Source organism: Nocardia sp. MDA0666, assembly GCF_003023875.1.
Classification (GTDB): domain Bacteria; phylum Actinomycetota; class Actinomycetes; order Mycobacteriales; family Mycobacteriaceae; genus Nocardia; species Nocardia aobensis.
Map to the genome: position 1 here is coordinate 69,524 of NZ_PYHT01000010.1, position 23,252 is coordinate 92,775.

General features: G+C 67.3%; 29 protein-coding genes. 18 read left to right on the forward strand and 11 right to left on the reverse strand.

All coding sequences use genetic code 11. The annotated features are described in order from the left end of the window. The first annotated feature begins 3 nt into the window (after positions 1-3). Positions 4-1,389: a dihydrolipoamide acetyltransferase family protein gene (locus C8258_RS16225; RefSeq protein WP_106955891.1), complete on the forward strand. Its 1,386-nt coding sequence runs from the start codon at positions 4-6 to the stop codon at positions 1,387-1,389. Here C8258_RS16225 and C8258_RS16230 read toward each other — a convergent pair. After that, complete coding sequence (locus C8258_RS16230) at positions 1,386-1,847, reverse strand: thioesterase family protein (RefSeq protein ID WP_106955892.1); 462 nt, start codon at positions 1,845-1,847, stop codon at positions 1,386-1,388. The two genes, C8258_RS16225 and C8258_RS16230, sit on opposite strands and share 4 nt — an antisense overlap. Positions 1,848-2,203: 356 nt before the next feature. Here C8258_RS16230 and C8258_RS16235 point away from each other — a divergent pair, with 356 nt between their 5' ends. The 7 genes from C8258_RS16235 to C8258_RS16265 all read left to right on the forward strand — a co-directional run bounded on the left by C8258_RS16235 (position 2,204) and on the right by C8258_RS16265 (position 7,498). Beyond that, positions 2,204-3,559: an MFS transporter gene (locus C8258_RS16235; RefSeq protein ID WP_106955981.1), complete on the forward strand. Its 1,356-nt coding sequence runs from the start codon at positions 2,204-2,206 to the stop codon at positions 3,557-3,559. Between the two features lie 10 nt (positions 3,560-3,569). Further along, positions 3,570-4,145 (forward strand): TetR/AcrR family transcriptional regulator, encoded by a 576-nt coding sequence (locus C8258_RS16240; RefSeq protein ID WP_106955893.1) that lies wholly within the window; start codon positions 3,570-3,572, stop codon positions 4,143-4,145. Between the two features lie 70 nt (positions 4,146-4,215). After that, entirely contained in the window at positions 4,216-5,004 is a 789-nt protein-coding gene (locus C8258_RS16245) for an oxidoreductase (RefSeq protein ID WP_106955894.1), read from the forward strand. Positions 5,005-5,153: 149 nt separating this feature from the next. Next, positions 5,154-5,474 (forward strand): hypothetical protein, encoded by a 321-nt coding sequence (locus tag C8258_RS16250; RefSeq protein WP_106955895.1) that lies wholly within the window; start codon positions 5,154-5,156, stop codon positions 5,472-5,474. 5 nt (positions 5,475-5,479) lie between these two features. Further along, positions 5,480-6,901 carry a hypothetical protein gene (locus tag C8258_RS16255; protein WP_106955896.1) on the forward strand — a complete coding sequence of 474 codons (1,422 nt, stop codon included), beginning with the start codon at positions 5,480-5,482 and terminating at the stop codon, positions 6,899-6,901. Next, positions 6,902-7,204, forward strand: coding sequence for a hypothetical protein (locus tag C8258_RS16260; RefSeq protein WP_106955897.1), 303 nt, complete (start codon positions 6,902-6,904; stop codon positions 7,202-7,204). It begins immediately after the preceding gene. A 9-nt stretch (positions 7,205-7,213) separates the two neighbouring features. Further along, a complete protein-coding gene (locus C8258_RS16265; protein WP_146161248.1) occupies positions 7,214-7,498 on the forward strand; it encodes a hypothetical protein in 285 nt (94 codons plus the stop codon). A gap of 6 nt (positions 7,499-7,504) precedes the next feature. Here the strand turns inward: C8258_RS16265 and C8258_RS16270 are convergent, their stop codons facing one another. Continuing rightward, a complete protein-coding gene (locus tag C8258_RS16270; RefSeq protein WP_106955899.1) occupies positions 7,505-8,941 on the reverse strand; it encodes an MFS transporter in 1,437 nt (478 codons plus the stop codon). Between the two features lie 59 nt (positions 8,942-9,000). Here C8258_RS16270 and C8258_RS16275 point away from each other — a divergent pair, with 59 nt between their 5' ends. Continuing rightward, positions 9,001-9,510 (forward strand): MarR family winged helix-turn-helix transcriptional regulator, encoded by a 510-nt coding sequence (locus C8258_RS16275; protein ID WP_106955900.1) that lies wholly within the window; start codon positions 9,001-9,003, stop codon positions 9,508-9,510. 6 nt (positions 9,511-9,516) lie between these two features. Here C8258_RS16275 and C8258_RS16280 read toward each other — a convergent pair whose 3' ends face one another. From C8258_RS16280 to C8258_RS16295, 4 genes are all read right to left on the reverse strand, one after another. Further along, positions 9,517-9,834 carry a hypothetical protein gene (locus C8258_RS16280; protein ID WP_051024354.1) on the reverse strand — a complete coding sequence of 106 codons (318 nt, stop codon included), beginning with the start codon at positions 9,832-9,834 and terminating at the stop codon, positions 9,517-9,519. Between the two features lie 191 nt (positions 9,835-10,025). Continuing rightward, a complete protein-coding gene (locus tag C8258_RS16285) occupies positions 10,026-11,438 on the reverse strand; it encodes an NAD(P)(+) transhydrogenase (Re/Si-specific) subunit beta (RefSeq protein WP_063011162.1) in 1,413 nt (470 codons plus the stop codon). Positions 11,439-11,441: 3 nt separating this feature from the next. Beyond that, positions 11,442-11,783 carry an NAD(P) transhydrogenase subunit alpha gene (locus C8258_RS16290; RefSeq protein WP_063011164.1) on the reverse strand — a complete coding sequence of 114 codons (342 nt, stop codon included), beginning with the start codon at positions 11,781-11,783 and terminating at the stop codon, positions 11,442-11,444. After that, a complete protein-coding gene (locus C8258_RS16295) occupies positions 11,783-12,871 on the reverse strand; it encodes a Re/Si-specific NAD(P)(+) transhydrogenase subunit alpha (RefSeq protein ID WP_106955982.1) in 1,089 nt (362 codons plus the stop codon). Before C8258_RS16295 ends, C8258_RS16290 begins: the two co-directional genes overlap by 1 nt. Positions 12,872-13,197: 326 nt before the next feature. Between C8258_RS16295 and C8258_RS16300 the strand changes: the two genes are divergently transcribed. Genes C8258_RS16300 through C8258_RS16310 form a run of 3 tightly spaced genes read left to right on the forward strand, consistent with a single transcriptional unit; the run spans position 13,198 to position 15,161 of the window. Further along, positions 13,198-13,668: an HIT family protein gene (locus tag C8258_RS16300; RefSeq protein ID WP_062994055.1), complete on the forward strand. Its 471-nt coding sequence runs from the start codon at positions 13,198-13,200 to the stop codon at positions 13,666-13,668. After that, on the forward strand, positions 13,665-14,504 hold the full coding sequence (locus tag C8258_RS16305) for a maleylpyruvate isomerase family mycothiol-dependent enzyme (RefSeq protein WP_106955901.1): 840 nt from the start codon (positions 13,665-13,667) through the stop codon (positions 14,502-14,504). Before C8258_RS16300 ends, C8258_RS16305 begins: the two co-directional genes overlap by 4 nt. Positions 14,505-14,510: 6 nt before the next feature. After that, on the forward strand, positions 14,511-15,161 hold the full coding sequence (locus C8258_RS16310; protein ID WP_106955902.1) for a Type 1 glutamine amidotransferase-like domain-containing protein: 651 nt from the start codon (positions 14,511-14,513) through the stop codon (positions 15,159-15,161). A gap of 21 nt (positions 15,162-15,182) precedes the next feature. Here C8258_RS16310 and C8258_RS16315 read toward each other — a convergent pair whose 3' ends face one another. Continuing rightward, positions 15,183-15,515, reverse strand: a complete 333-nt coding sequence (locus tag C8258_RS16315) for a helix-turn-helix domain-containing protein (protein ID WP_030513638.1) — start codon at positions 15,513-15,515, stop codon at positions 15,183-15,185. Positions 15,516-15,582: 67 nt separating this feature from the next. Here C8258_RS16315 and C8258_RS16320 point away from each other — a divergent pair, with 67 nt between their 5' ends. Then, the gene (locus C8258_RS16320; protein WP_036498460.1) at positions 15,583-15,909 is read left to right on the forward strand and encodes a hypothetical protein; all 327 of its coding nucleotides are present in this window, start codon (positions 15,583-15,585) and stop codon (positions 15,907-15,909) included. A 9-nt stretch (positions 15,910-15,918) separates the two neighbouring features. Continuing rightward, positions 15,919-16,563: a cysteine hydrolase gene (locus C8258_RS16325; RefSeq protein WP_106955983.1), complete on the forward strand. Its 645-nt coding sequence runs from the start codon at positions 15,919-15,921 to the stop codon at positions 16,561-16,563. 12 nt (positions 16,564-16,575) lie between these two features. On the opposite strand, the gene C8258_RS16330 is transcribed toward C8258_RS16325, so the two are convergent. Continuing rightward, positions 16,576-17,163 carry a TetR/AcrR family transcriptional regulator gene (locus tag C8258_RS16330; RefSeq protein ID WP_106955903.1) on the reverse strand — a complete coding sequence of 196 codons (588 nt, stop codon included), beginning with the start codon at positions 17,161-17,163 and terminating at the stop codon, positions 16,576-16,578. A gap of 157 nt (positions 17,164-17,320) precedes the next feature. Here C8258_RS16330 and C8258_RS16335 point away from each other — a divergent pair, with 157 nt between their 5' ends. After that, entirely contained in the window at positions 17,321-18,784 is a 1,464-nt protein-coding gene (locus C8258_RS16335; protein WP_106955904.1) for an MFS transporter, read from the forward strand. 47 nt (positions 18,785-18,831) lie between these two features. On the opposite strand, the gene C8258_RS16340 is transcribed toward C8258_RS16335, so the two are convergent. Beyond that, positions 18,832-19,152, reverse strand: a complete 321-nt coding sequence (locus tag C8258_RS16340) for a co-chaperone GroES (RefSeq protein ID WP_030513633.1) — start codon at positions 19,150-19,152, stop codon at positions 18,832-18,834. A 50-nt stretch (positions 19,153-19,202) separates the two neighbouring features. Between C8258_RS16340 and C8258_RS16345 the strand changes: the two genes are divergently transcribed. From C8258_RS16345 to C8258_RS16355, 3 genes are all read left to right on the forward strand, one after another. Further along, positions 19,203-20,561, forward strand: a complete 1,359-nt coding sequence (locus C8258_RS16345; RefSeq protein ID WP_106955905.1) for an FAD-binding oxidoreductase — start codon at positions 19,203-19,205, stop codon at positions 20,559-20,561. Positions 20,562-20,672: 111 nt separating this feature from the next. Then, on the forward strand, positions 20,673-20,993 hold the full coding sequence (locus C8258_RS16350; RefSeq protein WP_106955906.1) for a hypothetical protein: 321 nt from the start codon (positions 20,673-20,675) through the stop codon (positions 20,991-20,993). Positions 20,994-21,039: 46 nt separating this feature from the next. Continuing rightward, positions 21,040-21,330 carry a GNAT family N-acetyltransferase gene (locus C8258_RS16355; RefSeq protein WP_036498431.1) on the forward strand — a complete coding sequence of 97 codons (291 nt, stop codon included), beginning with the start codon at positions 21,040-21,042 and terminating at the stop codon, positions 21,328-21,330. A gap of 22 nt (positions 21,331-21,352) precedes the next feature. On the opposite strand, the gene C8258_RS16360 is transcribed toward C8258_RS16355, so the two are convergent. Together C8258_RS16360 and C8258_RS16365 are read right to left on the reverse strand one after the other, a co-directional pair. Further along, positions 21,353-21,661: a hypothetical protein gene (locus C8258_RS16360; protein ID WP_063920619.1), complete on the reverse strand. Its 309-nt coding sequence runs from the start codon at positions 21,659-21,661 to the stop codon at positions 21,353-21,355. A gap of 299 nt (positions 21,662-21,960) precedes the next feature. Then, on the reverse strand, positions 21,961-23,118 hold the full coding sequence (locus C8258_RS16365) for an acyl-CoA dehydrogenase (protein ID WP_039776753.1): 1,158 nt from the start codon (positions 23,116-23,118) through the stop codon (positions 21,961-21,963). Between the last annotated feature and the right edge of the window lie 134 nt (positions 23,119-23,252).

The following is a 23,252-nucleotide window of genomic DNA, read 5'->3' on the forward strand; positions in this document are numbered from 1 at the left end:
CCTTTGGAAGACCCTGCTGTGGACGACAACAACCACATCCTCGAGTTCCGGCTGCCCGATCTCGGGGAGGGATTGACCGAGGCCGAACTGATCTCCTGGTCGGTGGCCCCCGGCGATACCGTCGAACTCAACCAGACCATCGCCGAGGTGGAGACCGCCAAGGCGCAGGTCGAACTACCGTGTCCGTTCGCCGGGCAGGTCGCCGAACTGCTGGCCCGGCCCGGTGAGACGGTGGCGGTCGGCGCACCGCTGATCAGAGTGCGCACCGCCGCGCCGGCCGGTGACGCTCCCGCGACAGGCGAAAGCCGGACCTCGGTGCTCGTCGGTTACGGGCCCGGGGCCGACGCGCCCACGCGGCGTCGTCCGGCGTCGAAAAACGGTGCCGCGGCGCCACATTCGGCCGCACCGGGACGATCCGAGGAGATTCCGCCGGAGTTCCCGGGCCGCCCGCCCGCCACGCCGGCCGCCCGCCAGCTGGCTCGCGAACTCGGTATCAATATCGCGTTCGTGGCCGGCTCCGGGCCGGGCGGGGCGGTGACGGTCGAGGATGTGCGCCACGCGGTGCCGGTGTCGCAGCCGCCGCGCCGGGTGCGGCCCGAGGAGGAGGCCGCCGACGCTCCGCGCCCGGCCGCTCCACCGGTGCCCACCATGCGACCCGACGGCGGCATCATCCGGCCGACGCCGAGTGAACGCGAAACCCGCACCCCGGTCAGCGGTGTCCGCAAGCGCATCGCCGCGGCCATGACCACCAGCGCCCGCACGATTCCTCAGGCCAGCGCGTTCGTGACCACGGATTTCACCGCCTCGATGGAGTTGCTCGACCATCTGCGCAGCACCGACTCCTTCACCGGGCTGTCGCTCACTCCCCTCGCCCTGGTGGCGAAGGCGACGCTCGCGGCGATCGCCGAATTCCCCGGGATCAACTCCTGCTGGGACGCCGAAGCCAATCAGATCGTCACCAAGCATTACGTCAACCTCGGCATCGCCGTGGCCACCGAACGAGGGCTGCTCGTCCCCAACATCAAGGAGGCGCAGTCGCTGAGCCTGCGCGAGCTGTGCCGGGAGATCGGCTGGCTCGCCGATGTGGCTCGCGCCGGTTCGGCGACCCCCGCCGATCTACGCGGCGGCACCTTCACCATCAGCAATGTGGGTGTCTTCGGCGTCGATACCGGTGTGCCGCTGGTGAATCCGGGTGAGGGCGCGATTCTGTGCCTGGGTTCGATCCGGAAACGGCCGTGGGTGTATCGCGACGAGCCGGCGATCCGGTGGATCACCACGCTCGGCGTGAGCTTCGATCACCGCATGATCGACGGGGAGCTCGGCGCGCGATTCCTGTCGACGGTCGCCTCACTGCTCGAGGATCCGCTGACTCTGCTGGGCCGGGTCTAGGTCTCGTCGGTCACCAGCGCGGCGGCGGCGCTGCGGATGATCGCCGGGATCTCCACGGATTTGCGGGTCTCGTTGTCCACGTAGACGTGCACGAAGCTGCCGGTGGCGGCCAGCTCCAGATCCTCCCCGGCGGTGCCGGCGGCGGTGCCGGCGTCCAAGACGCGGAAGATCGCCAGATCATAGGTGATGCTGGAGCGGCCTAGGCGGCTGATCCGCAACCCCACCCGCAGCTGGTCGGGGAAACTCAGCGAACCCAGATACTGGCACGAGGTCTGGGCGACCACGCCGATCGCGGGCAGCTCGCGGATATCCGCACCGGTCGCGGCCATCAACCAGGCGTTGACCGCGGTGTCGAAGTACGAATAGTAGGTCACGTTGTTGACGTGGCCGTAGTGGTCGTTGTCCGCCCATCGGGTCGGCACCGGCCAGAGCACCGGGTAGTCCTGCTGTGTGGTCACGGCCCCGACAATAGTGACCGCGACCGGTGCGACGCGGGCAGAGGCGGCAGGTGAACCCGGCGCGGCTCCGAAACGTGTCGGTGGTAGGTCATACACTCGAATCGAAACCGGTTACATCCGGGGCCCCTGCGGTGACGTCGACGATGCCGTGATCGCTCGGGATACGGGGAGCCGCCGACCGCGGTCGGCGCCGCCGAATCAACGACGCTTCGACGCACTCCTCCGCTCCGGAGTCGTACCCGCGGGGCAGGCGCTTCGGGTGTTGGGCCCCAAGGGGTTCCGCGTGCCGAGCCACCTGGTTCGGCACGTCCTCTCATGCGGTGAACAATCGGTGCGCGCCCGGTACCGTCGAATCGATGCATTCATCGGTGGAGACGACACGGCGCGGGACGGTTGCTCCGGCCGCTCGCCGCGCGCGGGCAGCGGTGTTCGCGGTTTTCGCGCTCAACGGGTTCCTGGCCGCGATGTGGGTGGTGCACATTCCGGTCATCACGGATCGCACCGGGGTCTCGCATGGGACCCTCGGCATTCTGATCCTGGTGATGGCCGGCAGCGGCATCGTCGGTATGCAGGCGGCGGGTCCGCTCGCCGACCGCTTCGGCAGCCGAACCCTGGTCACCGCGGCCGTCACCTGGCTGGTCCTGGCGGTGAGCGGGCCGGCATGGGCCACCGGGCCGGTGCAGCTCGGAATCGCGCTCGCGATCTTCGGTTTCGGCAACGGGGCGCTCGATGTGTCGATGAACGCCCAGGCCGTGCAGGTCGAGCGGGTCTACCGCAGGCCGATCATGGCGGCGTTCCACGCGCTCTTCTCCTGCGGCGGTCTGGTCGGCTCGCTCGCCGGCGCGGCGGCCATGCACGCCGGGACCGATATCCGGGTGAGTTTCGCGGTCGCGGCCGTGCTGGGCCTGCTGGTGATGCTGGCCAGTGTGCCGAGCCTGCTCCCCCGCCTGCACGCCACCTCGCACGTCGAACCGGCAGCCAAGATCGCCGAATCCGTGGCGGTACCGGACCACTCCGCGGCCGGAAACGGTGTGGCTGTCACCGAATCGGCCGCAGCACTTCCGGCAGCCGGCACGGGTTCGCGGCCCGGTCGCCGCGTAGCCGATTCCGCCGTGTGCCGACGCATCCGGCGCTGGCTCCCGCCGAAAGTCTTGGCGCTGGCCGCGATCGCGTTCGCCCTGCTGATGGCCGAGGGCGTCGCCAACGACTGGAGCGCCCTGCAGACGCACGAGCATCTGGGCGTCAGCGACGCCACCGCCGCCCTCTCGTTCGGTGCGTTCTCCATCGCGATGACCGTTGGCCGCTTCATCGCGGACCGGGTCAGCGAACGCTTCGGCCGCATCGCCGTCGTCCGCTGGGGTTCGGTCCTCGGCGCCGCCGGTCTCGCCGTCATCATGGCCTCGCCATGGCTGCCCCTGAGCCTCGCGGGCTGGATCCTCGCCGGCCTCGGCCTCGCCGGCGGCGTCCCCCAGATCTTCACCGCAGCGGGCAATCTGAGCACCGCCACCGCCGCCACCGACATGTCCAAGGTCTTCGGCCTCGGCTACCTGGGCTTCCTCGCCGGCCCCTCGGTCATAGGCTGGCTCGCCCAACTCACCTCCCTCACCCTGGCCTTCACCTTCCCCCTACTCGCCGTCCTCCTCTGCGCCTGGTTCGCAGGCACCGTGGGGGACGAGAGCCGAATTGTTGACCTCAAGGACAAAAACTCGTAGAGTTCGGGACATGGGCAGGCCGCGTAACTTCGAGACCGAGACCGTGGTGGATCGGGCTCTGGATGCGTTCTGGACTCATGGGTATGCGAATACCTCGCCGGCGCAGCTGGCCGAGGCTACCGGGATCGGGAAGGGGAGTTTGTACAACACGTTCGGCAGTAAGCGGGAGCTGTTCGAGCGGGTGCTGAGCCGTTACGACCGGATGGGAGCGGAAGTGGCCGGGGAGTTCATGGCCCGGCCGGGGACCGCACGCGACTGCATCGGCGCGTTCATCCGGTTTCTGGTGGATACCGATGTGGCACAGCCTGTTCGGCGTGGCTGCCTGGCGGTGAACACCGCTACCGAATTCTCCGCGCAGGATCCCGAGATCACGAAGGCGGTCCGGACCATGCAGGAGAACACCATGACCGCACTGTCCGATCGGATCGATCGGGGTCGACGCGACGGCGACGTGGCACAGGACGTCGATCCGCGGGCCGCCGCCGAATTCCTGATGAACACCATCGTGGGACTGCGCGTCATGGCGAAGAGCAGCGATGCGGAGACTCTGCACCGCATCATCGACACCGCACTGACCACCCTCTGATATCCGGGCCGCAACCGCGGCCCTTTTTCGTACCGCAATTTTTGACCTGAAGTTCAAGAAAGGGAAGCTCATGGACCTCGAACTCACCGGCAAGACCGCCGTCGTCACCGGCGCGAGCCGCGGCATCGGACTGGCGATCGCCGAGGCGCTGACCGCCGAGGGAGCACTGGTGGTCGGCGCCGCGCGCACCGTCACGCCGGAACTGGAAAAGGCCAGTGTGGCAGCCTATTCCGTCGATCTCGGCACCTCCGAGGGCGCCACCACACTGATCGATTCGGCGCTGCGTGAACTCGGCGGCATCGACATCCTGGTCAACAATGTCGGTGGCGGTGATGCGGATCGGCTGGGGCTGGGCGCATTCACCGACATCTCCGACGAACAGTGGCGAACCCTGTTCGACCTCAATCTGTTCAGCGCCGTCTGGACCACGCGCGCGGCGCTGCCCAGCCTGCTGGAACGCCGCGGCGCGATCGTGAACATCTCCTCGATCAACTCGCGCCTGCCCGCGGCCGGGCCGATCGGCTACAGCGAGGCCAAGGCCGCGCTCACCGCGTTGAGCAAACGCCTCAGTGAGGAATTGGCCCCGCGCGGCGTACGCGTCAACACCGTATCCCCCGGCGTCGTGGGCACTCCGCTGTGGCGGGACCCGAACCGATTCGGGGGGAAACTCGCTGCAGCGCAGGGCATCTCGCACGACGACCTGCTCGCGACCATCGGCGAGAGTTTCGGCATCGCCTCCGGGCGGATCTCGGAGCCCGAGGAGGTGGCCGCACTGGTAGCCTTCCTCGTCTCCGCGCGGGCCGGCAATATCGTCGGCGCCGACTACGTCATCGACGGCGGGACATTGAAAGTCGCGTAGCCGCTACCGTTCATGCTTGTGCCGCAGGCCGTGACCCAGTGCCACGGCCTGCGGCCGGCCACGCCCCGACACTCAGCACCATGTGAACCGCGAGTACTCGGCTCGCCGGAAGTCGCTTCCCTGCCCTATCCTGACGTCAGGAGGGGTAAATGACATTTCAAGTCAACCCGGACGGACTGCGGGCCGCGGCCGGGGAGTTGGCGCTACTACCGACCGATGTCGACAATGCGCCGAAACTCGACGCCGATCCGGTGGCGAAATTGCTCGCGGGTTTGTCGGTAGGGACGGAACTCGGCAAGTCCAATGTGGCGAGTACGCAAGCGAAGGACGTTCTGAAGGCACGCTTCAACGAGTTCTCAGCCCTGTTGGCGTCGTGTGCAGACAGCTTTCACGGCAACGACCGAGACGCCGCTCAGCGTCTCGCCGCTGTCGCGGATCTGAATTCCGGCGACCCGCACGCGGGTCGGTAGCCATCATGCCGACTCCGAAAGAAGTTCTGGCCTTGGATACCTCAGGCTTGCAGGGCGTCGCCGACCGGGCCGGCCAGATTGCTGACGCCATCGTCAAAGTAGCGGGCACGCTGCACAAGACCATCCACGACGATCTGGCGTGGCAAGGCGCGGCGGCCCGAGCCGCTGAAGACAAAGCCGACCGCGAACAGACTCAGATACGAGCGATTGCCACCGCATACGATGACCTCAGTGCCGCCTGCGCCGGCGCAGCTCGCGACCTTCAGTACCCGGTAGCGGAAATCAAGACGATCTTTCAGCATTACGTCGTCCCGCCGGTTGCCGTCGCGGACGACTGGAGCGCAACCGGAATACAAGATCCGAATTCCGAAGCGGGCGTAGAGCTTTCTCGCCTGTCCGGACTGGTCGCCAGCCTCCGAACCGCCGATGCGCAATGGAGCGCCGCCATTGCCACGGCCAACGACGAACTGACGAAGATGGCATCGGCGGCTACCTTGACGGCAATCAAGGTAGCCGATCAGAGCTTCAAATCCATGGATTCCCGCGCCGATCCGGATCGGATCCGCACCTCGGCCGCGGCGTTCCAGCAGTTGTTCGGGCGTCCGCCTACAACCGCATCCGACTGGAGTACAGCCGAGGTCCTGAACCCGAACAGCTATACCCCGGAGTTCAAGGGTGTCGGGCCCGAAATCCGCGTCGTCAAGATCACGCCCGTTCCTGGTCAGGGGGTGGTCCGATCGTCTCAGTACATCGAGCAACGTGACGTCTCCGACCCGGACCCCAATCCGCTCAATCTCAATCCCGGCGCTCGCGACTTGGGGAACAATCGAACGGCCGACCCGAACTTCGATCCCGAACATACGAAGGTCACTACGTATGTCGACTACGAGAACGGCATCGTCGTCATGCGCCAGAACCCGTCCGTTCGCGAGAACGACGACGGCAGCCCGGGCGAGGTCAAAGTTGGTGCGCCGGACGGGAGAGTGTGGCAGAACCCAGACGGGTCGGTCCGTATCCAGTACGACGCGGGTAACCCACTGCCGCCCTCTTGGATGACCAAACCTCCTGGCCTGGATGGCCACGACGTCACGGTCAACGGCGATTTGGTGTTCCAGCCCGGTCCGAACGGGGTCCAAGTGAACGGGACGCGCACCGATTACCCATCATTGGAGGTGTATCAAGACACCCCCGATGGTCGCACGCAAACGATCGCGCTGGACCCGGCTCGATCCGGGAGCTCACTCGGCCCGGCCATGAATCTGCCGTTTCACCACGACATCGGCGTGGGAGGTGCGGCCTTCGGTCCGTTCACCGAATGGAACGACCGCTACGACGTGCCGGGGAATCCGAAGCCGTCGACATCGTTCGGTCCGGTCACGGCGCCGCCCACCGCCCCGGCGCAGCGGATACCCGCAGGGACGGCCTGAATGACGCCCTCTTCGTCGGAAGATGCGCGGTTCTGGCGCCTCGCCACATGGGGCGTCGCGGGTTTCTTCCTGCTGCAGTTGGTGGTCATGATGATCGCGGCGCGGGTGATGCACTCGGACACCGACGGCACGATCTTCGGTTCGTTTCTCGCCGCCTCGGTGGTAGGTACCCTTATCGCCTCGCTCCTTCGATGGAAGGCGCGGGGGCCCGTCCGCGGCGTAGCTCTTGCCGCAGTGACCACCGCGGGCATATGGCTCGGGTCGTCTGTCATCATCGGATGCCTCTATTTCGCGACCAGGTAGGAGCATCCTGTGACCGGAGAACACTCTGCTCCGCAGGACAGGCGCGAAACCTGGTTCGGCCCACTGTCATTCAGAGGGGCTGCAGTTTGCCTCACGCTGAACGTGATTCCGTTCTTCATCAACGGATACCTGATCTTCGCGCTCGTCCTGCTGTACGCGGTCGAATTGATCGCCGCTGCTCTGCTCTGCACTCGCGGCGGGCGCGCACGACAGCTGTGCACAGGCATCGCGGTGGCGCTGGTCGGCACTGCCGCCTGCTTTGTGCTGCTCCCCGCACTGGGACGGTTGTCCTGACGTCCACTACCGTTCGTGCTTGTGCCGCAGGCCGTTGCCCAGTGCCACGGCCGCGGCCAGCCACGCCCCGACACTCAGCACCGCGAAGCTGATCACGTAGGCGTGCAGCGACGGCACGCCCGTGTGACCGATGGTGAGAGCGCTCAGAATCGAGGCGGTGATGGCGCCGGCGATACTGCCGCCGGCGGTGCGCACCAGTGAGTTGATCCCACTCGCGATTCCGCTCTCGCTCATCGGAACATGCTGGACGGCAAGGGTTCCCAGCGCGGCGTAACCGATACCGAAGCCGATGCCCTGCAGCGTATTCGAGATGACCATGTCGTAGCCGTGCGCATTGGACAGCGCCAGCCATCCGGTCGCCGCACCGGCGAAGGCCGCGCCGATGGCCAGGGTGAAGGCCGGGCCGATGCGCGCGACGATGCGCCCGGTGCGGAAGGAGAAGAAGGTCATCAGCACCGAGCTGGGAATGCCGTAAAGACCCACGGCCAGGACCGACCCGGACAGACCGTAACCGACCTTGTCGGCGGGGGTCTGCACGAAGTTCGAGATCAGCGTGAAGGAACCGAACATCGCGAAACCCAGCAGCGCCGAGGCCATATTGGCCGACAGCGAGCGCGGGCCGACCAGCAACGGCAGGCGCACCAGCGGCTGCGCGACCCTTCGCTCCACCAGCACCCACACCACGGCCAGCACGGCGGCCGCGGCGAAAAGGCCGATCACGCTGGTCTCGCCCCAGCCCCAGCGCGGCCCCTCGCTGATGGCCAGCAGCAGGCACACCAGCAGACCGGCGAGCAGGACCGCGCCCAGATAATCCGGCTGCCCGCCGTGGCGCTGCCCCACATCCCTGGCGCTCACGCCGACGAGCACGGTGGCGAGCACGGCCAGCACCGCGGTCATCCAGAACACGGGATGCGGATCGGTGGTCTTGTCCGCGATGACACCGGTCACCAGCATGCCGACGGTGCCGCCGACGCCCATGGTGCCGCTGATGACGCCGATCGCGGTAGTGAGCCGTTCGCGCGGGAAGGTGTCGCGAATGATGCCGATTCCCAGCGGAATCAGCGCCGACGAGGTGCCCTGCAGCGCCCGGCCGACGATATAGACGCCCAGCGAACTCGCCATCGCGCAGACCACCGAACCGATGATCAGCAGCCCCATGCAGAACATCACCATGCGCTTCTTGCCGTACATGTCGCCGAAGCGCGAAAGCAGCGGTGTGGCAACGGCTCCGGTGAGCAGCGCGGCGGTGAACAACCACGTGACACCCGCGACGTCGGTGTGCAGTTGCCCGATCAGCCTGGGCAGCAACGGAATGACCACGGTCTGCTGCAGCGAGACCACGAGTCCGGCCGCGCACAGCGCCAGCAGTGTCAAGACCAGGTGCGCCGGCGCACCGGTTTCGGAATCGGTTCCGGTGGATCGGCCGGTGACGGTCGACGTCATCTGAGTTCCCTATCTTTATACTTACCTAACTTAAGTAAGTTGGGTAGTAGGATAACCCTGTGCCGCGTTCCGAAGGAAATCCCGAATCGGTGGTCGACGCCGACTACATCGTGGAACTCGAGCGCGCCCTGACCCGGATCGCGCACCTGCTCACCCGGGCCAGACGCCACGATCGCACCGTGGCCGCGGCCGGGGTGAATCTCGATCGCGCCAACGTGCCGCTGCTGCGGATGCTCGCCGACGCCCCGGAGCCGATGCGCATGGGTGAGCTCGCGGCCTGCCTGGATGTGGAAGCGCCGCATGTCACGCGCCAGATCCAGCGCCTGGAGCGGGCCGGTTACGTCGACCGGGTGACCGATCCGGAGGACCGCCGGGCGCAGCGGGTGCGCATCACCGACGAGGGCCGGGCCACCGTCGACGCGATCCGTGCGGTGAGCCGCCGCCACATGCGCGATGCGCTGGCGGAGTGGTCGACCGAGGATCTGCGTCAGCTCGCCGCGCTCAACCACCGCATGGTCGACGCGTTTCTCGACAGTGCCGAGCGCACCGACGTCTTCGGGCGGCGATGAAGCGCGTCAGCGCTCCTTGCGGTCGATCCGGATGGTGACATCCGGCCACGGCGGATTCCGCACCACCGCGATCAGCGACAGCGTCGTCGCCACCAAGCCGACGAAGATGCCCAGCAGGGCGATGGCCGTGTCGTCGGTGACGGCGTGCCAGCCGGTGTTGCCGTCCTCGATGACGAAGACGCCCAGCGGCCGGGCGCGCCGGAACTTTCCGCCGGGGCGCGTCACCGGGATGACCGTGGCGCCTTCGGGGGTCTGATACGGCGTGCCGTAGATCGCCGAATCATCGCCCACCGCAGGCAGATCGAACCGCTCCCGAACCGTCATCTCGACCCCTTCCGGCTGCCGTGCCGCGCTCGCGGCATCATTGAGCCCCGCGGGCCACTCTAGTCCGCCACCCGTGGCTGGGAGGCGGCGTGCGCCCACGTTGCCGCAAGCCCGCATCGCCCGCCGCCCGGAAACCGGAAACGGCCCGCAGCACATCTGCCGCGGGCCGTCTCGGGTCGAACCTACGCTCGTTACAGCGCCTTGAGTTCCTCGGTGACGGCGCCGACGGATTTCTTGGCGTCGCCGAACAGCATGGAGGTGTGGTCGGCGTAGAACAGCGGGTTGTCGATGCCGGCGAAGCCGGAGTTCATCGACCGCTTCAGCACGATCACGCTCTTGGCCTGGTCGACGTTGAGCACCGGCATGCCGTAGATCGGGCTGGAGGAGTCCTCGCGCGCGGCGGGGTTGGTGACGTCGTTGGCGCCGATCACCAAAGCCACGTCGGTGCGCGAGAATTCGCCGTTGATGTCGTCCATTTCCTTGAGCGCGTCGTAGGAGACCTCGGCCTCGGCCAGCAGCACGTTCATGTGGCCGGGCATACGACCCGCGACCGGATGGATGGCGTATTTGACCTCGACACCCTTGGCTTCCAGCAGCGAGGCCATCTCCTTGACCGCGTGCTGGGCCTGCGCGACGGCCATACCGTAGCCGGGCACCACGATCACCTGGTTGGCGTACGCCATCTGGATCGCGGCATCCGCGGCACTGGTGGCCTTGGCCTGCTTCTGTTCACCGTCACCGGCAGCCGCGGCACCGCCGCCACCACCGAAACCACCCGCCACGATGGCCGGGATGGACCGGTTCATGGCCTTCGCCATCAGGTTGGTCAAGATGGTGCCCGACGCGCCGACGATCATGCCGGCCACGATCATCGCGGTGTTGTTCAACGCCAGACCGGCCGCCGCGGCCGACAGACCGGTCAGCGCGTTCAGCAGCGAGATCACCACGGGCATGTCCGCGCCACCGATCGGCAGCACGACCATCAGGCCGAGCACGGCGGCCAGCACCAGCAGCAGCACCATCCACCACCACGGCGCACCGTCCTTGGTGGCGCCGATACCGATCACGACCGCGGAAGCGATCGCACCCAGGGCCAGCAGCAGGTTGACCGGCTGCTGCAGTTTGCCGAGCCCGATGGGGCGGCCGGGCAGGATCTCCTGCAGCTTGCCGAACGCGATCAGCGAGCCCCAGAACGAGATCGAACCGATGATCGCCGCGAACAGCGAACCGATCACGATGTGCACGGTGGGCTGTTCGTGCAGCGACGAGAAACCGTCGCTGTTGAGGAATTCCGACCACGCGATCAACGCGACCGTGCCACCACCGACACCGTTGAACGCGGCCACCAGCTGTGGCATCGCGGTCATCTTGGTGAACCGCGCGGGCGGAACACCCAGCGCCACACCGACAACCAGGCCCGCGATGATGATGATCCAGTTCGAGGTGTCACGGATGGAGATGAACGTCGCGATCACCGCGATGCCCATACCGACCGCCGCGATCCAGTTGCCACGCACCGCGGTCTTCGGGCCGGTCAAGCCCATCAGACCATAGATGAACAGTGAGAACGCGACGATGTAAAGGATATTGACCAGATTGTCCATGAGTCAGCGGCCCGCCTTCTCGGTGTTTCCAGGGCGCTCCGCGCCCGACGCAGCGGGCTTCTTGCCCTTGAACATCCCCAGCATCCGGTCGGTCACCACGAAACCACCGACCACGTTCAGCGTTCCGAACACCACCGCGACGAACAGAATGATCTGCGTGATCACCGACGGGTGCTCGACCTTGCCCAACGTGACCAGCGCCCCCAGCACCACGATGCCGTGAATGGCGTTGGTGCCCGACATCAGCGGCGTGTGCAAGGTGTTGGGCACCTTGGAGATCACCGCGAAACCCACGAATCCGGACAGCACCAGAATCGCGATATTGGCCAAAAGCTCGGTATACATCAGCCCTGCTCCTCGGAGTCGGCGGGACGGCTCGGCGCACCGGCCACACAGGAATCGGCGAGCACCTGGTCACCGAAATCGGGCTCGAGCCGGCCGTCGGTCAGCATCAGCTCCAGCAGCGCCGCAATATTCTTCGAGTACAGCTCCGAGGCGTGCTCGGGCATCGTCGCCGGCAGATTCAGCGGCGAGCAGATCGTGACACCGTGCTTGACCGCCGTCTTACCGGGTTCGGTCAGCTCGCAGTTGCCACCGGTCTCCCCCGCCAGGTCGACGATCACACTGCCGGGCTTCATTCCCTCCACGGCGGCGGCGGTCACCAGGCGCGGCGCGGGGCGACCCGGCACCAGCGCGGTGGTCACCACCACGTCGAAGCCCTTGATCGCATCCTCCAAAGCCTGCTGCTGCTGGGCCTTTTCGTCATCGGTCAGCTCGCGGGCGTAACCACCCTCACCGGCCGCGTCGATACCCAGGTCCAGCCACTGCGCACCCACCGACCGCACCTGATCGGCCACCTCGGGCCGCACGTCGTAACCGGTGGTGCGCGCACCCAGGCGCTTGGCGGTGGCCAGGGCCTGCAGACCCGCGACACCCACACCGAGCACCAGCACCGTCGCCGGCTTCACCGTGCCCGCCGCGGTGGTCAGCATCGGGAAGAACCGCGTCGACTCCGACGCCGCCAGCAGCACCGCCTTGTACCCGGCGACATTGGCCTGCGAGGACAGGGCGTCCATCACCTGCGCGCGCGAAATACGCGGAATCGCCTCCACCGCGAACGCACGCACGCCCGCATCCTGTAGCGCGCCGATCTTGTTGTCCGCGTTGCGCGGAGCCAGAAAGCCGATCAGCGTCTGGCCCTGCGACAGCTTGGCGATCTCCGCATCGTTGGGCGGGGCCACCTTCACCACGACCTCGGCCTGCCACGGATCACCGATCGTCGCGCCCGCGGCCTCGTAGGCTTCGTCGGGGATCAATGCCCCGATACCCGCGCCGGCTTCGACGACGACCTGCACACCCTGCTTCACCAGGCTCGGGATGATCTTCGGCACCAACGCGACGCGTCGTTCATCGGTGCCGGTCTCACGAACCACACCGACACGCGTGCGGTGCGACGTGCGACTGTCGTCGCCGGGCTGCGCGCCCTCGTTCGCGCCCTGCGTTGTCTCCACTGGTCAACTTCCTTACTTGTGACGGCAAGCTGGCCCCCTGATGTCCAGGTGGGCCGCCTGTTGGGTCTGGCCGAGCAGAACTTACTTTCCAGTAAGTTCCGAAATAATTCTCGCAACTGTACCCGGCAGGTCGGTGAGATTAGTTGAGATCAACGTCACACCACACCACGCCTTTTCTCCCGAATGCCCGTTCACGCAGCACAGAAGCGGGCTATGCCGGCTGCGTCGTACGCCGTAATGTCTGCCTGGTGAGTGGCTGCCTCTTCTGCCGGATCGTCGCGGGCGACGCACCGGCGACGCGGATCTACGAGGACGAGCGGGTGTACGCCTTCCTCGACATCCGGCCGATCACCCGGGGACACACCCTGGTGATTCCGAAGAGCCATGCCGCCCACCTCGACGAACTCGACGCCGACCTGGGCGCGGATCTGTTCCGCGTGGGCCATCGCATCGCAAAGGCGTTGCGGCGCAGCGACCTCGGCGCCGACGGGGCGAATCTCGTCCTCAACGACGGTAAGGCGGCCTTCCAGACAGTGCATCACGTCCACCTGCACGTGGTGCCGCGCCGCGGTGGTGACCTGTTCACCTTCGCCCGCGGCTTCCTGCTGCGGCGCCCGCACGATCCGGCGGCCACGGCGGCCGCGATCCGCACCGGACTCGACCGGCTCGGCGCGGAGCCGGACCGACTCGACCCGACCGACAGGGAGACTCGTTCATGAGCACAGCCTCACTCGACCGCACCGAACTGACCAGTGCGCTCTCCGACCAGTGGGATGCGCTGGCGGAACTCACGAGCGGATTGGACGAGGACCGCTGGCGGCTGCCGTCACCGCTGCCGGGCTGGACGGTCTTCGATGTGCTCGCGCACGTCGTCGCCATCGAATCGATGTTGCTCGGCGAGCCGCTGCCACACGTGGACAGCGACGTCCGGGCGTTCGACCATGTCCGCAACGACACCGGGGCGCTGAACGAGGTGTGGCTGGAATCGCTGCGGCCGCTGCGCGGTGACGACCTGCTGCGCCGGTTCACCGAAGTGACCGACCGCCGCCGCGCCGCGCTGGCGGCCGTCGACGAGGCCGCCTGGGCCGCCGACATCCAGTCCCCGATCGGGGTGGTGCCGTACGGCCGGTTCATGCGGGTGCGGTTGTTCGACTGCTGGATGCATCAGCTCGACATCACCGACGCACTCGGCGGCGAGGCGAAGTCCCTGGGTATGGACGAGGGCGGGCGGCGCGCCGAGATCGCGCTGGACGAGATCGAACCCTTCCTCGGGCGCGTGGTGGTCAAGCGTGGCGGCGCGCCCGACGGGTCCCGTATCACGATCGAGACCACCGGTCCGGTCGCCCGCACCGTGCACATTCGTGTCGACGGGCGCGCGGAAGTCGTTGCGGCCCTGGATGGTCCGGCCGATTCCGTGATCCGGCTGGGGTCGAGTCTGTTCGCCCGCCTGTGCGGCGGACGCATCGCCGCCGCGGACCATCGCGACGAGATCGAGGTCGAGGGCGACCGGGAACTGGGTGAGCGGATCGCCGCGAATCTCGCGTTCACCCTCTGATTCGCCGTGCGACTGTTCCTGTCCAGCTACCGATTCGGCGCCCACTACGACCGGTTCGCCGAACTGGTCGGCGGCCCGGGGCCGATCGCGGTGATTCCGAATGCCTGCGACGCATGGCCGTCCGCGTGGTCCGGCGCCGTGACCAGTGATCTGGTTCCGCTGCGGCGCAGCGGTTTCCGGCCCGAGGTGGTCGATCTGCGTGATTACGTCGGTCGTCGCGCCGAATTGGAGCGGGTGCTGCGCGGCTATCCGGCGCTGTGGGTCCGCGGCGGAAACACCTTCGTCCTGCGGGCCCAATTCGCCCGCAGCGCAGCCGATCTCGTTCTGCCCGAGTTGCTGGCCGAAGATGCGCTGGCCTACACCGGTTACAGCGCGGGCGCCTGCCTGCTGACGCCCGACCTGCACGGCCTGGAGGATGCCGACGATCCGGCCGAGGTGCGGGCCGCCTGCGGTATCGATCCGCGCTGGGACGGACTGGGGGTGGTGGACCGGGCGATCGTGCCGCATGTGGATTCGCCGGGCACCGATCCGGACGGGCACGGCACCCGCTTGGCCGAGCGCTTACGCGCGGCGGGAACGCCGCACTGGGCACTGACCGACGACGACGCCATCGTGGTCGACGGTGAACGCACCGAGATTCTGACCGTCGGTACCTGACGCCGCGCCTGCCCAGCTCGCTCAGCCGAGGGTGATACCCGTTCGCTCACATCGCTTTTCGCCCCATTCGTACAGTGCGGTCAGCACCGGAACCAGGCTGCGCCCCTCGGCGGTCAGATCGTATTCCACCTGCGGCGGGACGGTGTCGAAGACGGTCCGGCTGACGAGACCGTCGGCCTCGAGCTCGCGCAACTGCTGTACCAGCATCTTCTCACTGGTCGAGGGCATGGCCCGGCGCAGGTGACCGTAGCGCCGCACCCCTTCTTTCAGATGCGCGAGGATCACCGGTTTCCACTTCCCGCCGATCAGGTCGACAGTGACCTCGACCGGACAGTAATACCGCCGCTGCGACACCGCGTTCACCTACTTACCGAAAAGTGCGCTCTTGTAACACTGTAATCACCGGACTTGCATGGATCTCATGAAAGTTATCGCCTTCGACCGCTTCAAACCCGGAGTCACCCTCGAGACCATCACACCGTATCTGCCCGAGGAGGTCGCCAATGTGTGGCGCCTCTGGAAGGCCGGAATCGTCCGGGAGAACTACGCCCGCGCGGACGAATCGGGCGTGGTGATCGTCTTCGAGGTGGACAATGTCGCGGAGGCCCGGCGCTATGTGGACGATTTCCCGTTGTCCAAGAGGGGTTTTCTGGAATGGACCTACGTTCCGGTGACCGCTCCGCTCCCGCTCGAGGCCCTCATGGACGCCTCGGTCGACACGGCCGAACCCTACGATCGGACCAGGTGAGCAGTGTATATGCGGCATGCATTCGGACTCGACATTCCCCTGACCGTGGCGGACGCGTGCGATCCGGCTCGGACCGCGGTGCTGATCTACGACATGCAGGTCGGCATCGTCGGTCAGATCGCCGCCGGGCAGCAGATCGTCGACGCCTGCGTGCGGCTTCGAGACATCGCTCGTGAGAACGGTTTTCGCGTGTTCTACACCCGGCACATGTCGCTGCCGCCGGCCGCGTCCGGGGTATCACAACTGCGCACGGCCATGGCGTGGCAGCGAGTGGACGATCCGGGCCGGGTGCGCTCGATGTTCCCCCAGGGCTCACCGCAGTATCAACTGGTTCCGGAGCTGACCCCGGGCCCGGACGAGGTGGTCTTCGACAAGATCACCATGTCGGCGTTCGCGGGCACGCCCCTCGATATCGCCCTGCGCGACCTGCGCCTCGATACCGTCGTGATCGCGGGGATCGCCCTCGAGGTCGGTATCGAGCCGACAGTGCGGCACGGCATCGACCTGGGCTATCTGCCGATCATGGTGACCGACGCCTGTGGCGCCGGACATCCCGAGGCGGCCGAGCGATCCTATGCCGCAATGGCTTTCTCCGGCGGATCGCTCACCACCGATCTCGCCGGCCTCGAGCGGGAGGTGGCCGCGCGCCGTTAGCGAGCGTTCGGCTCAGGCGTCCTCGCGCGGCGCCACGATCCGGCGCGCGGCGTCGCGCACCCAGTTGCGCAGCTCCGCCGGGTCGTCGGGGCCGCCGACGACGAACCGCCGGGACTGCGGGAGCGCCTGCTGATAGTTGATCAGTCCCGTCAGCAGGGTCAGCAGGTATCCGGGCGGCATATCGTCGCGCAGCAGGCCCCGCCGTTGCGCGGCCTCGACCTTCTCGATCTTGTCCCGGTAGCGGCGCGCGCGAGCCTCGCCGGCGGTGACCTGATCCGGCGCCAGTTCCAGCGCCTCCCACATCTGCAGCCGGAGGAATTCCGGATGTTCGCGGTGGTAGGCGATATGGGCGTCCACCCAGGCGTCGATATCGTCGATATCGGTCGACACCGCCGCGGCCACATCGATCATCGCCTTCTCCAGCACCTGCTCGAACAGGTGCTGTTTGTCGCCGAAGTAGGCGTAGATCAGCTGCTTGTTGGCCTTGGCGTTGCGGGCGATGCGATCCACTCGGGCACCGGCGATCCCATGGGCGGCGAACTCCTCGGTCGCCGCCTCGAAGATGCGGGCCTTGGTGGCCTCGGGATCGCGCGGGGGCATGCCATCGATGCTAACCAACCAATTGGTTGACACGACGTCGCGGGCGCTGGAATAGTTCTAACCAACCGGTTAGTTACATCCCTCGCGGAGACCGATCCGCATCCCGCGGCGCAGCGCGGCGCCGCCGACACTCTCGACCGATTCCGGGGAGTCCGATATGCCCACCCTCGAAACCCCTACCGCCCCACCGATTCTGCGCACACCACCGGCCGACGTCGTGCCCTACCCGGCGCGCTGGCGGGTCCTGCCGGTGGTGCTGAGCGCCATGTTCATGGCGATGTTCGACTGGTTCGTCGTCAATGTCGCCGCCTCCTCGCTGCAACACGACCTAAACGCCGGCGAAGCGGCGCTCGAACTGATCGTCGGCGGCTACGGCTTCGCCTACGCCTCGGGCCTCATCACGGGCGGCCGGCTCGGCGACCTGTTCGGCCACCGGCGCCTGTTCGTGATCGGCATGCTGGCCTTCACGGTGGCGTCGCTGCTCTGCGGCCTCGCGACCGACGCCTGGACGCTGGTCGGGGCCCGTGTGCTGCAGGGCGGCACGGCGGCGCTGATGGTGCCGCAGATGCTCGCGCTGATCAACACCCTGTTCCCGCCGCTCGAGCGACCGCGGGCGATGGCCGCGTTCGGCGCCACCATCGGTCTCGGCGCGGTCGCGGGCCAGGTGCTCGGCGGCATCCTGCTCGACGCCGATCTGTTCGGCTGGGGCTGGCGGACCATCTTCTACATCAATGTGCCGATCGGAGTGGTCGCGGCCGTTCTGGCCGCGCGCTGGCTCCCCCGCACCGGCAGCACTCGCGGGGCACGGCTGGATCCCGTTGGCGCCGTGGGCATTTCCTCGGCGCTGGCACTACTGCTGATCCCGATCACACTGGGCCGGCCGGAGGGCTGGCCGCTGTGGACCTGGGTGTCGATGGCGGCCGCCGCGCCGGTGCTGCTGGCGACGCTGCGCTACGAGAACCGGCTGGCACGCCGTGGCGGGGAACCGGTCCTCGACACCGCCATGGTCCGCGAACGCGGCTTCAGTCTCGGCCTGGTGATCGCGGGCGGCTATCTGACCTTCTTCGCCGGCTTCATGCTCTGCCTGACCCTGATGCTGCAGGGCGGACTCGGATTGTCGCCGCTGCGTGCGGGTCTGGCGTTCGCGCCGCTGGGACTGTGCTTCGCGGGCAGTTCACTGTTCCTCGCACCACGGGTCGCCAATCGCTTCGGAAACAGGGTCATGGTGATCGGCACCTGCACCAGCCTGACCGGTCTGGGCATCACCCTGGCGGTGCTGGCCGGCATGGGCACACAGGTGAGCGCCCTCGCGCTGATTCCCGGCATGATGATCGTCGGGCTCGGCAACGGTATGACCATCCCCTCGGTCGTCTCGGCCGTGCTGTCCTCGGGTATCCCCGCACCGCAGGCCGGGATGGCGGCCGGCGTGCTCACCACCGCGCAGCAGTTCGGAAATGCCATCGGCGCAACGGTTCTCGGCGTCATCTTCTTCTCGGCGCTGGGTGCGGCACACACCACCGGCAGCTATGTGACGGCCATGGAAATGGCCGCGGTGGCCGGGATCGTGGTCCTCGGTGTGGTGCTCGCCGCCGCGCTGGCGCTGCCGCGGCACACCCGCTGAACGGCTCGATGCCCCCGGCCGCGCGACCGGGGGCATCGCCGTGGCGGTTACAGGTAGAGGCCGGTGCCGTGTTCGGGGCGTTCGCTGGCCACCGCGTGCAGATCGCGTTCGCGCAGCACCAGATAGGCCTGGCCCTGCACCTCCACCTCGAACTGATCCTCGGCGCTGAACAACACGCGGTCACCGACGCCCACGCTGCGCACGTGCGAACCGACCCCGCTGACCTCACCCCAGGTCAGCCGCTTGGCGACCTGCGCGGTGGCGGGAATCAGAATGCCGCCGCTGCTGCGTCGTTCACCCTCCTCCTGGGAGACGCGAACCATGATCCGGTCGTGGAGCATCTGGATCTCGAGCTTGGCATCGGACACCGCGGCAGTGTACTGCGCACGGATCCCGTGCGAGCACGTAGGTTCGGGGTGTGGACATCGCAACACTCGCAGACCGGCTTCCCGACGGCACGGTCGTCACCGATCCCGACATCCTCACCGGGTACCGCCACGACCGCGCGCTCGATCCACAGGCCGGGATGCCGGTGGCGCTGGTGCGGCCGCTGACCACCGAGCAGGTCGCGACCGTGGTCGGCTGGGCACACGAACATCGGGTCCCGCTCGTGCCGCGCGGCGCCGGAACCGGGCTCTCCGGCGGCGCGACCGCACAGGACGGCGCCCTGCTGGTGAGCACCGAGCGCATGCGCGAGATCACGGTGGATCCGGTCACCCGCACCGCCGTGACCCAGCCCGGACTGCTGAACGCGGAGGTCAAACGGGCCGCCGCCGAACACGGACTGTGGTATCCGCCGGATCCGTCGTCGTTCGAGATCTGCTCGATCGGCGGCAACGCCGCCACCAACGCCGGTGGGCTGTGCTGCGTGAAGTACGGCGTCACCACCGACTACATCCTGGGTATGGAAGTGGTGCTCGCCGACGGCACGGTGGTGCGGCTGGGCGGGCCGCGGCTCAAGGATTCCGCCGGGCTGTCGCTGACCAAACTGTTCGTCGGCAGCGAGGGCACCCTCGGCATCATCACCGAGCTGACACTGCGGCTGCTGCCCGCGCAGCCGCAGCAGAGCACCGTGGTCGCCACGTTCTCCACCCTCACCGCGGCCACGGCGGCGATCGAGGCGGTCGCGGCCCGGCTGCGTCCCTCGATGCTGGAATTCATGGACTCGGTGGCGATCAACGCGGTCGAGGACGAAATGCGGATGGGACTCGATCGCGAGGCCGCCGCCATGCTGGTGGCCCGCTCCGACGCCCCCGGCGAATTCCGCGCGCGAGAGGCCGCGATCATCGCCGAGGCCTGCGAAAGCGCCGGAGCCGCCGAGGTTTTCCGGACCGAAGACCCGGAGGAGGGCGAAGCGTTCTGCGCCGCACGGCGATTCGCGATCCCCGCGGTGGAACGCAAGGGCCCGCTGCTGCTCGAGGACGTCGGGGTGCCGCTGCCGCGCCTGGGCGACCTGGTCACGGGGATCGCCGAGATCGCCGAGCGGCGCGAGGTGCTGATCTCGGTGATCGCGCACGCCGGTGACGGCAACACCCATCCGCTGATCGTCTACAACCCCGCCGATGCGGACGAGACCGCACGCGCCCATCAGGCCTTCGGCGAGATCATGGATTTGGCCATCGCGCTGGGCGGCACGATCACCGGTGAGCACGGGGTCGGGCGGTTGAAGAAGGCGTGGCTGCCCGATCAGGTCGGTCCGGAGGTGATGGATCTGACCCGGCGCATCAAGGAGGCCCTGGACCCGCACGGGATTCTCAATCCGGGCGCCGTGCTCTGAACTCGACCGCAGCCGGAAAAATCTCGCAAACCGGACAGTCAGCGGCTAGGCTGCGAGATCTCGGTTCGCTCGCCTTGTGAGCGGCCCCTATCGAAAGCCTCCCGAGGACACATGTTCAAGAGCCTGCCCGCCGTCGTGTTCGCCGCCGCGACGACCGTTTCCCTGCTGATTCTCCCCGCGGCCACCGCCGAGGCGAAGTCTCCGGCCTGCGATCGAGCCATCGCCATGGTCAACGCGGGAGTGCAGATGAGCGGCGGCACATTCGACGCCGAGACGGCCCGGGCCCTGCACGATCGGCTGTGGACCGTCGGCGATCTCGCCGCGGGTGAGGAGCGGGCCGCGATCACCGGATATGCCGATGCCCTGATCGACGACAACGTCACCGACCTGCAGCCCTTCACCGACGAACTCAATCGAGTCTGCGGGGGCTGACCCCGCGCGCGGAACAAATCGGCCCGGGACGGCGGTTCCACCTGATATGACGACCAGGCTCGAGCACAATACGGCCGCCGGCCGCTACGAGATCTACATCGACGACACCCTCGCGGGCTACGCGGACTACAACGAAAGCAGCGCGGGCGGCAAGCCGATTCGCGACCTCAACCACACCCTCACCTTCCCCGAATTCCGTGGGCGCGGGGTGGCGGCGCAACTGGTCGAATACGCGCTCACCGACTGCCGCGACAACGGCTTCGCGGTGGTGCCGACCTGCTGGTACGTGGACCAGTACATCGGCGACCACCGCGAATACGCCGACCTCGTCGCCTAGCGGACAGACGACGGCCGCCGCGTCAGATGCGGCGCCGCCAGACCAGGAACTGCCGGTCGCCGACCGTCTCCATCGCCTCGATCACGGCGGCGTTGTCGAAGCCCGGCAGTTTCTGCAGGCGGGCCAGGAACTCGGTGTCGGCAGCGGAATGCGGTACCACGCAACCGTTCCCGCGCACACCGATCAGCACGAAGAACACATCGTCGGCGAAGGGGCCGTCGGCGGTGGTGATGATCCGCACCTCGGTCAGCTCCAGCCAGGTGACCTCTTCGATTCGCCCGTTGTCCAGCGTGCGGCGGACGAACCTGTCGGTGATCTCCACGCCTGCCATGCATCAATATTGCGCTGCGAAAGCCGTTGGGACAATTCCGAATTCGCCCGATTGCGATTGAACGAACATTTGAAATTGCAGATGAAAGTACTTCGCAGAGATTTTCTGGGCACTACCGTTCTACCAGCGAAAATTGCCGGTAATTCACTGAATTGGGCGCTTCGATACCGTAACGCGCCCTGACAACCCGGCGCGCGCGACGCGCCACGAGCCCCGGCCGCTTCGGTTCGATGTCACAAGGTGGCGCGGGCGGTGCCGAGTCGTCACCGGCACCGCCCACGCCCTCGCGCGACCTGCGATCAGCGCAGCAGCTGACGCGACATGACCAGACGCTGAATCTGGTTGGTGCCCTCGTAGATCTGGGTGATCTTGGCATCGCGCATCATCCGCTCCACCGGGAAGTCGGTGGTGTAGCCGGCGCCACCGAACAGCTGCACCGCGTTGGTGGTCACCTCCATCGCCACATCGGAGGCGAAGCACTTGGAGGCGGCGGAGATGAATCCCAGGTTCTTCTCGCCGCGCTCGGCGCGGGCGGCCGAGGTGTAGACCATCAGGCGCGCGGCCTCCACCTTCATCGCCATATCGGCGAGCATGAACTGGGTGTTCTGGAAATCGGCGATGGCCTTGCCGAACTGCTTGCGGTCCTTGGTGTAGGCGATCGCGGCGTCCAGCGCACCCTGCGCCAGACCGACGGCCTGCGCACCGATGGTGGGCCGGGTGTGGTCGAGGGTCTGCAGCGCGGTCTTGAAACCGGTGCCCTCGGCGCCGATGATCCGGTCGCCCGGGATGCGGCAGTTCTCGAAGTACAGCTCGGCGGTCGGCGAACCCTTGATGCCCAGCTTGTGCTCGAGCGGGCCGACCACGAAGCCCTCGTCGTCCTTGTGCACCATGAACGCGGAGATGCCGTTGGCGCCCTTCTCCGGATCGGTCACGGCCATCACGGTGTACCAGGTGGACTGGCCGCCGTTGGTGATCCAGCACTTGGAGCCGTTGATCACCCAGTCGTCACCGTCGCGCTTGGCGCGGGTGCGCATGGAGGCCGCATCCGAACCGGCCTCGCGCTCGGACAGGCAGTAGGAGGCCATCTTGCCCTCGACGAGGTCGGGCAGCACCTTCTGCTTCAGCTCCTCGGAGCCCTGCAGGATCAGGCCCATGGTGCCGAGCTTGTTCACGGCCGGGATCAGCGAGGACGAACCACAGACGCGGGCGACCTCCTCGATGACGATGCAGGTGGCGACCGAGTCGGCGCCCTGGCCGCCGTAGGCCTCGGGAACGTGGACCGCGTTGAAGCCCGCGGCGTTCAGCGCGTCCAGGGCCTCCTTCGGGAACCGGGCGTTGCCGTCGACATCCTTGGCGTGCGGGGCGATCTCCTTCTCGGCCAAGCCGCGAATCGCCGCGCGCAGCTCGTCGTGGATGTCGTCCAACTTGAACAGATCGAAATCGGGGTTGCCCGCCATGGGTTCACTCCTGGTCGTGGGGTTTCGGTTCGCCTGGTCCGCGAATTCCGGCACTACACTGGCGCACCTCGGCACTCAGTGCCAGTCGCGTTCGAGTATACGCCGCCGAAGGGCGACAACGTGAGGGGATACCG

Excerpts from the sequence above, each read along its gene's own strand:
- C8258_RS16235 (WP_106955981.1), top strand. The coding sequence starts at position 2,204 with ATGCATTCATCGGTGGAGACGACACGGCGCGGGACGGTTGCTCCGGCC.
- C8258_RS16240 (WP_106955893.1), top strand. The coding sequence starts at position 3,570 with ATGGGCAGGCCGCGTAACTTCGAGACCGAGACCGTGGTGGATCGGGCT.
- C8258_RS16245 (WP_106955894.1), top strand. The coding sequence starts at position 4,216 with ATGGACCTCGAACTCACCGGCAAGACCGCCGTCGTCACCGGCGCGAGC.
- C8258_RS16250 (WP_106955895.1), top strand. The coding sequence starts at position 5,154 with ATGACATTTCAAGTCAACCCGGACGGACTGCGGGCCGCGGCCGGGGAG.
- C8258_RS16255 (WP_106955896.1), top strand. The coding sequence starts at position 5,480 with ATGCCGACTCCGAAAGAAGTTCTGGCCTTGGATACCTCAGGCTTGCAG.
- C8258_RS16260 (WP_106955897.1), top strand. The coding sequence starts at position 6,902 with ATGACGCCCTCTTCGTCGGAAGATGCGCGGTTCTGGCGCCTCGCCACA.
- C8258_RS16270 (WP_106955899.1), bottom strand. The coding sequence starts at position 8,941 with ATGACGTCGACCGTCACCGGCCGATCCACCGGAACCGATTCCGAAACC.
- C8258_RS16280 (WP_051024354.1), bottom strand. The coding sequence starts at position 9,834 with ATGACGGTTCGGGAGCGGTTCGATCTGCCTGCGGTGGGCGATGATTCG.
- C8258_RS16285 (WP_063011162.1), bottom strand. The coding sequence starts at position 11,438 with ATGGACAATCTGGTCAATATCCTTTACATCGTCGCGTTCTCACTGTTC.
- C8258_RS16290 (WP_063011164.1), bottom strand. The coding sequence starts at position 11,783 with ATGTATACCGAGCTTTTGGCCAATATCGCGATTCTGGTGCTGTCCGGA.
- C8258_RS16305 (WP_106955901.1), top strand. The coding sequence starts at position 13,665 with ATGAGCACAGCCTCACTCGACCGCACCGAACTGACCAGTGCGCTCTCC.
- C8258_RS16320 (WP_036498460.1), top strand. The coding sequence starts at position 15,583 with ATGAAAGTTATCGCCTTCGACCGCTTCAAACCCGGAGTCACCCTCGAG.
- C8258_RS16325 (WP_106955983.1), top strand. The coding sequence starts at position 15,919 with ATGCGGCATGCATTCGGACTCGACATTCCCCTGACCGTGGCGGACGCG.
- C8258_RS16330 (WP_106955903.1), bottom strand. The coding sequence starts at position 17,163 with ATGCCCCCGCGCGATCCCGAGGCCACCAAGGCCCGCATCTTCGAGGCG.
- C8258_RS16335 (WP_106955904.1), top strand. The coding sequence starts at position 17,321 with ATGCCCACCCTCGAAACCCCTACCGCCCCACCGATTCTGCGCACACCA.
- C8258_RS16350 (WP_106955906.1), top strand. The coding sequence starts at position 20,673 with ATGTTCAAGAGCCTGCCCGCCGTCGTGTTCGCCGCCGCGACGACCGTT.
- C8258_RS16355 (WP_036498431.1), top strand. The coding sequence starts at position 21,040 with ATGACGACCAGGCTCGAGCACAATACGGCCGCCGGCCGCTACGAGATC.
- C8258_RS16360 (WP_063920619.1), bottom strand. The coding sequence starts at position 21,661 with ATGGCAGGCGTGGAGATCACCGACAGGTTCGTCCGCCGCACGCTGGAC.
- C8258_RS16365 (WP_039776753.1), bottom strand. The coding sequence starts at position 23,118 with ATGGCGGGCAACCCCGATTTCGATCTGTTCAAGTTGGACGACATCCAC.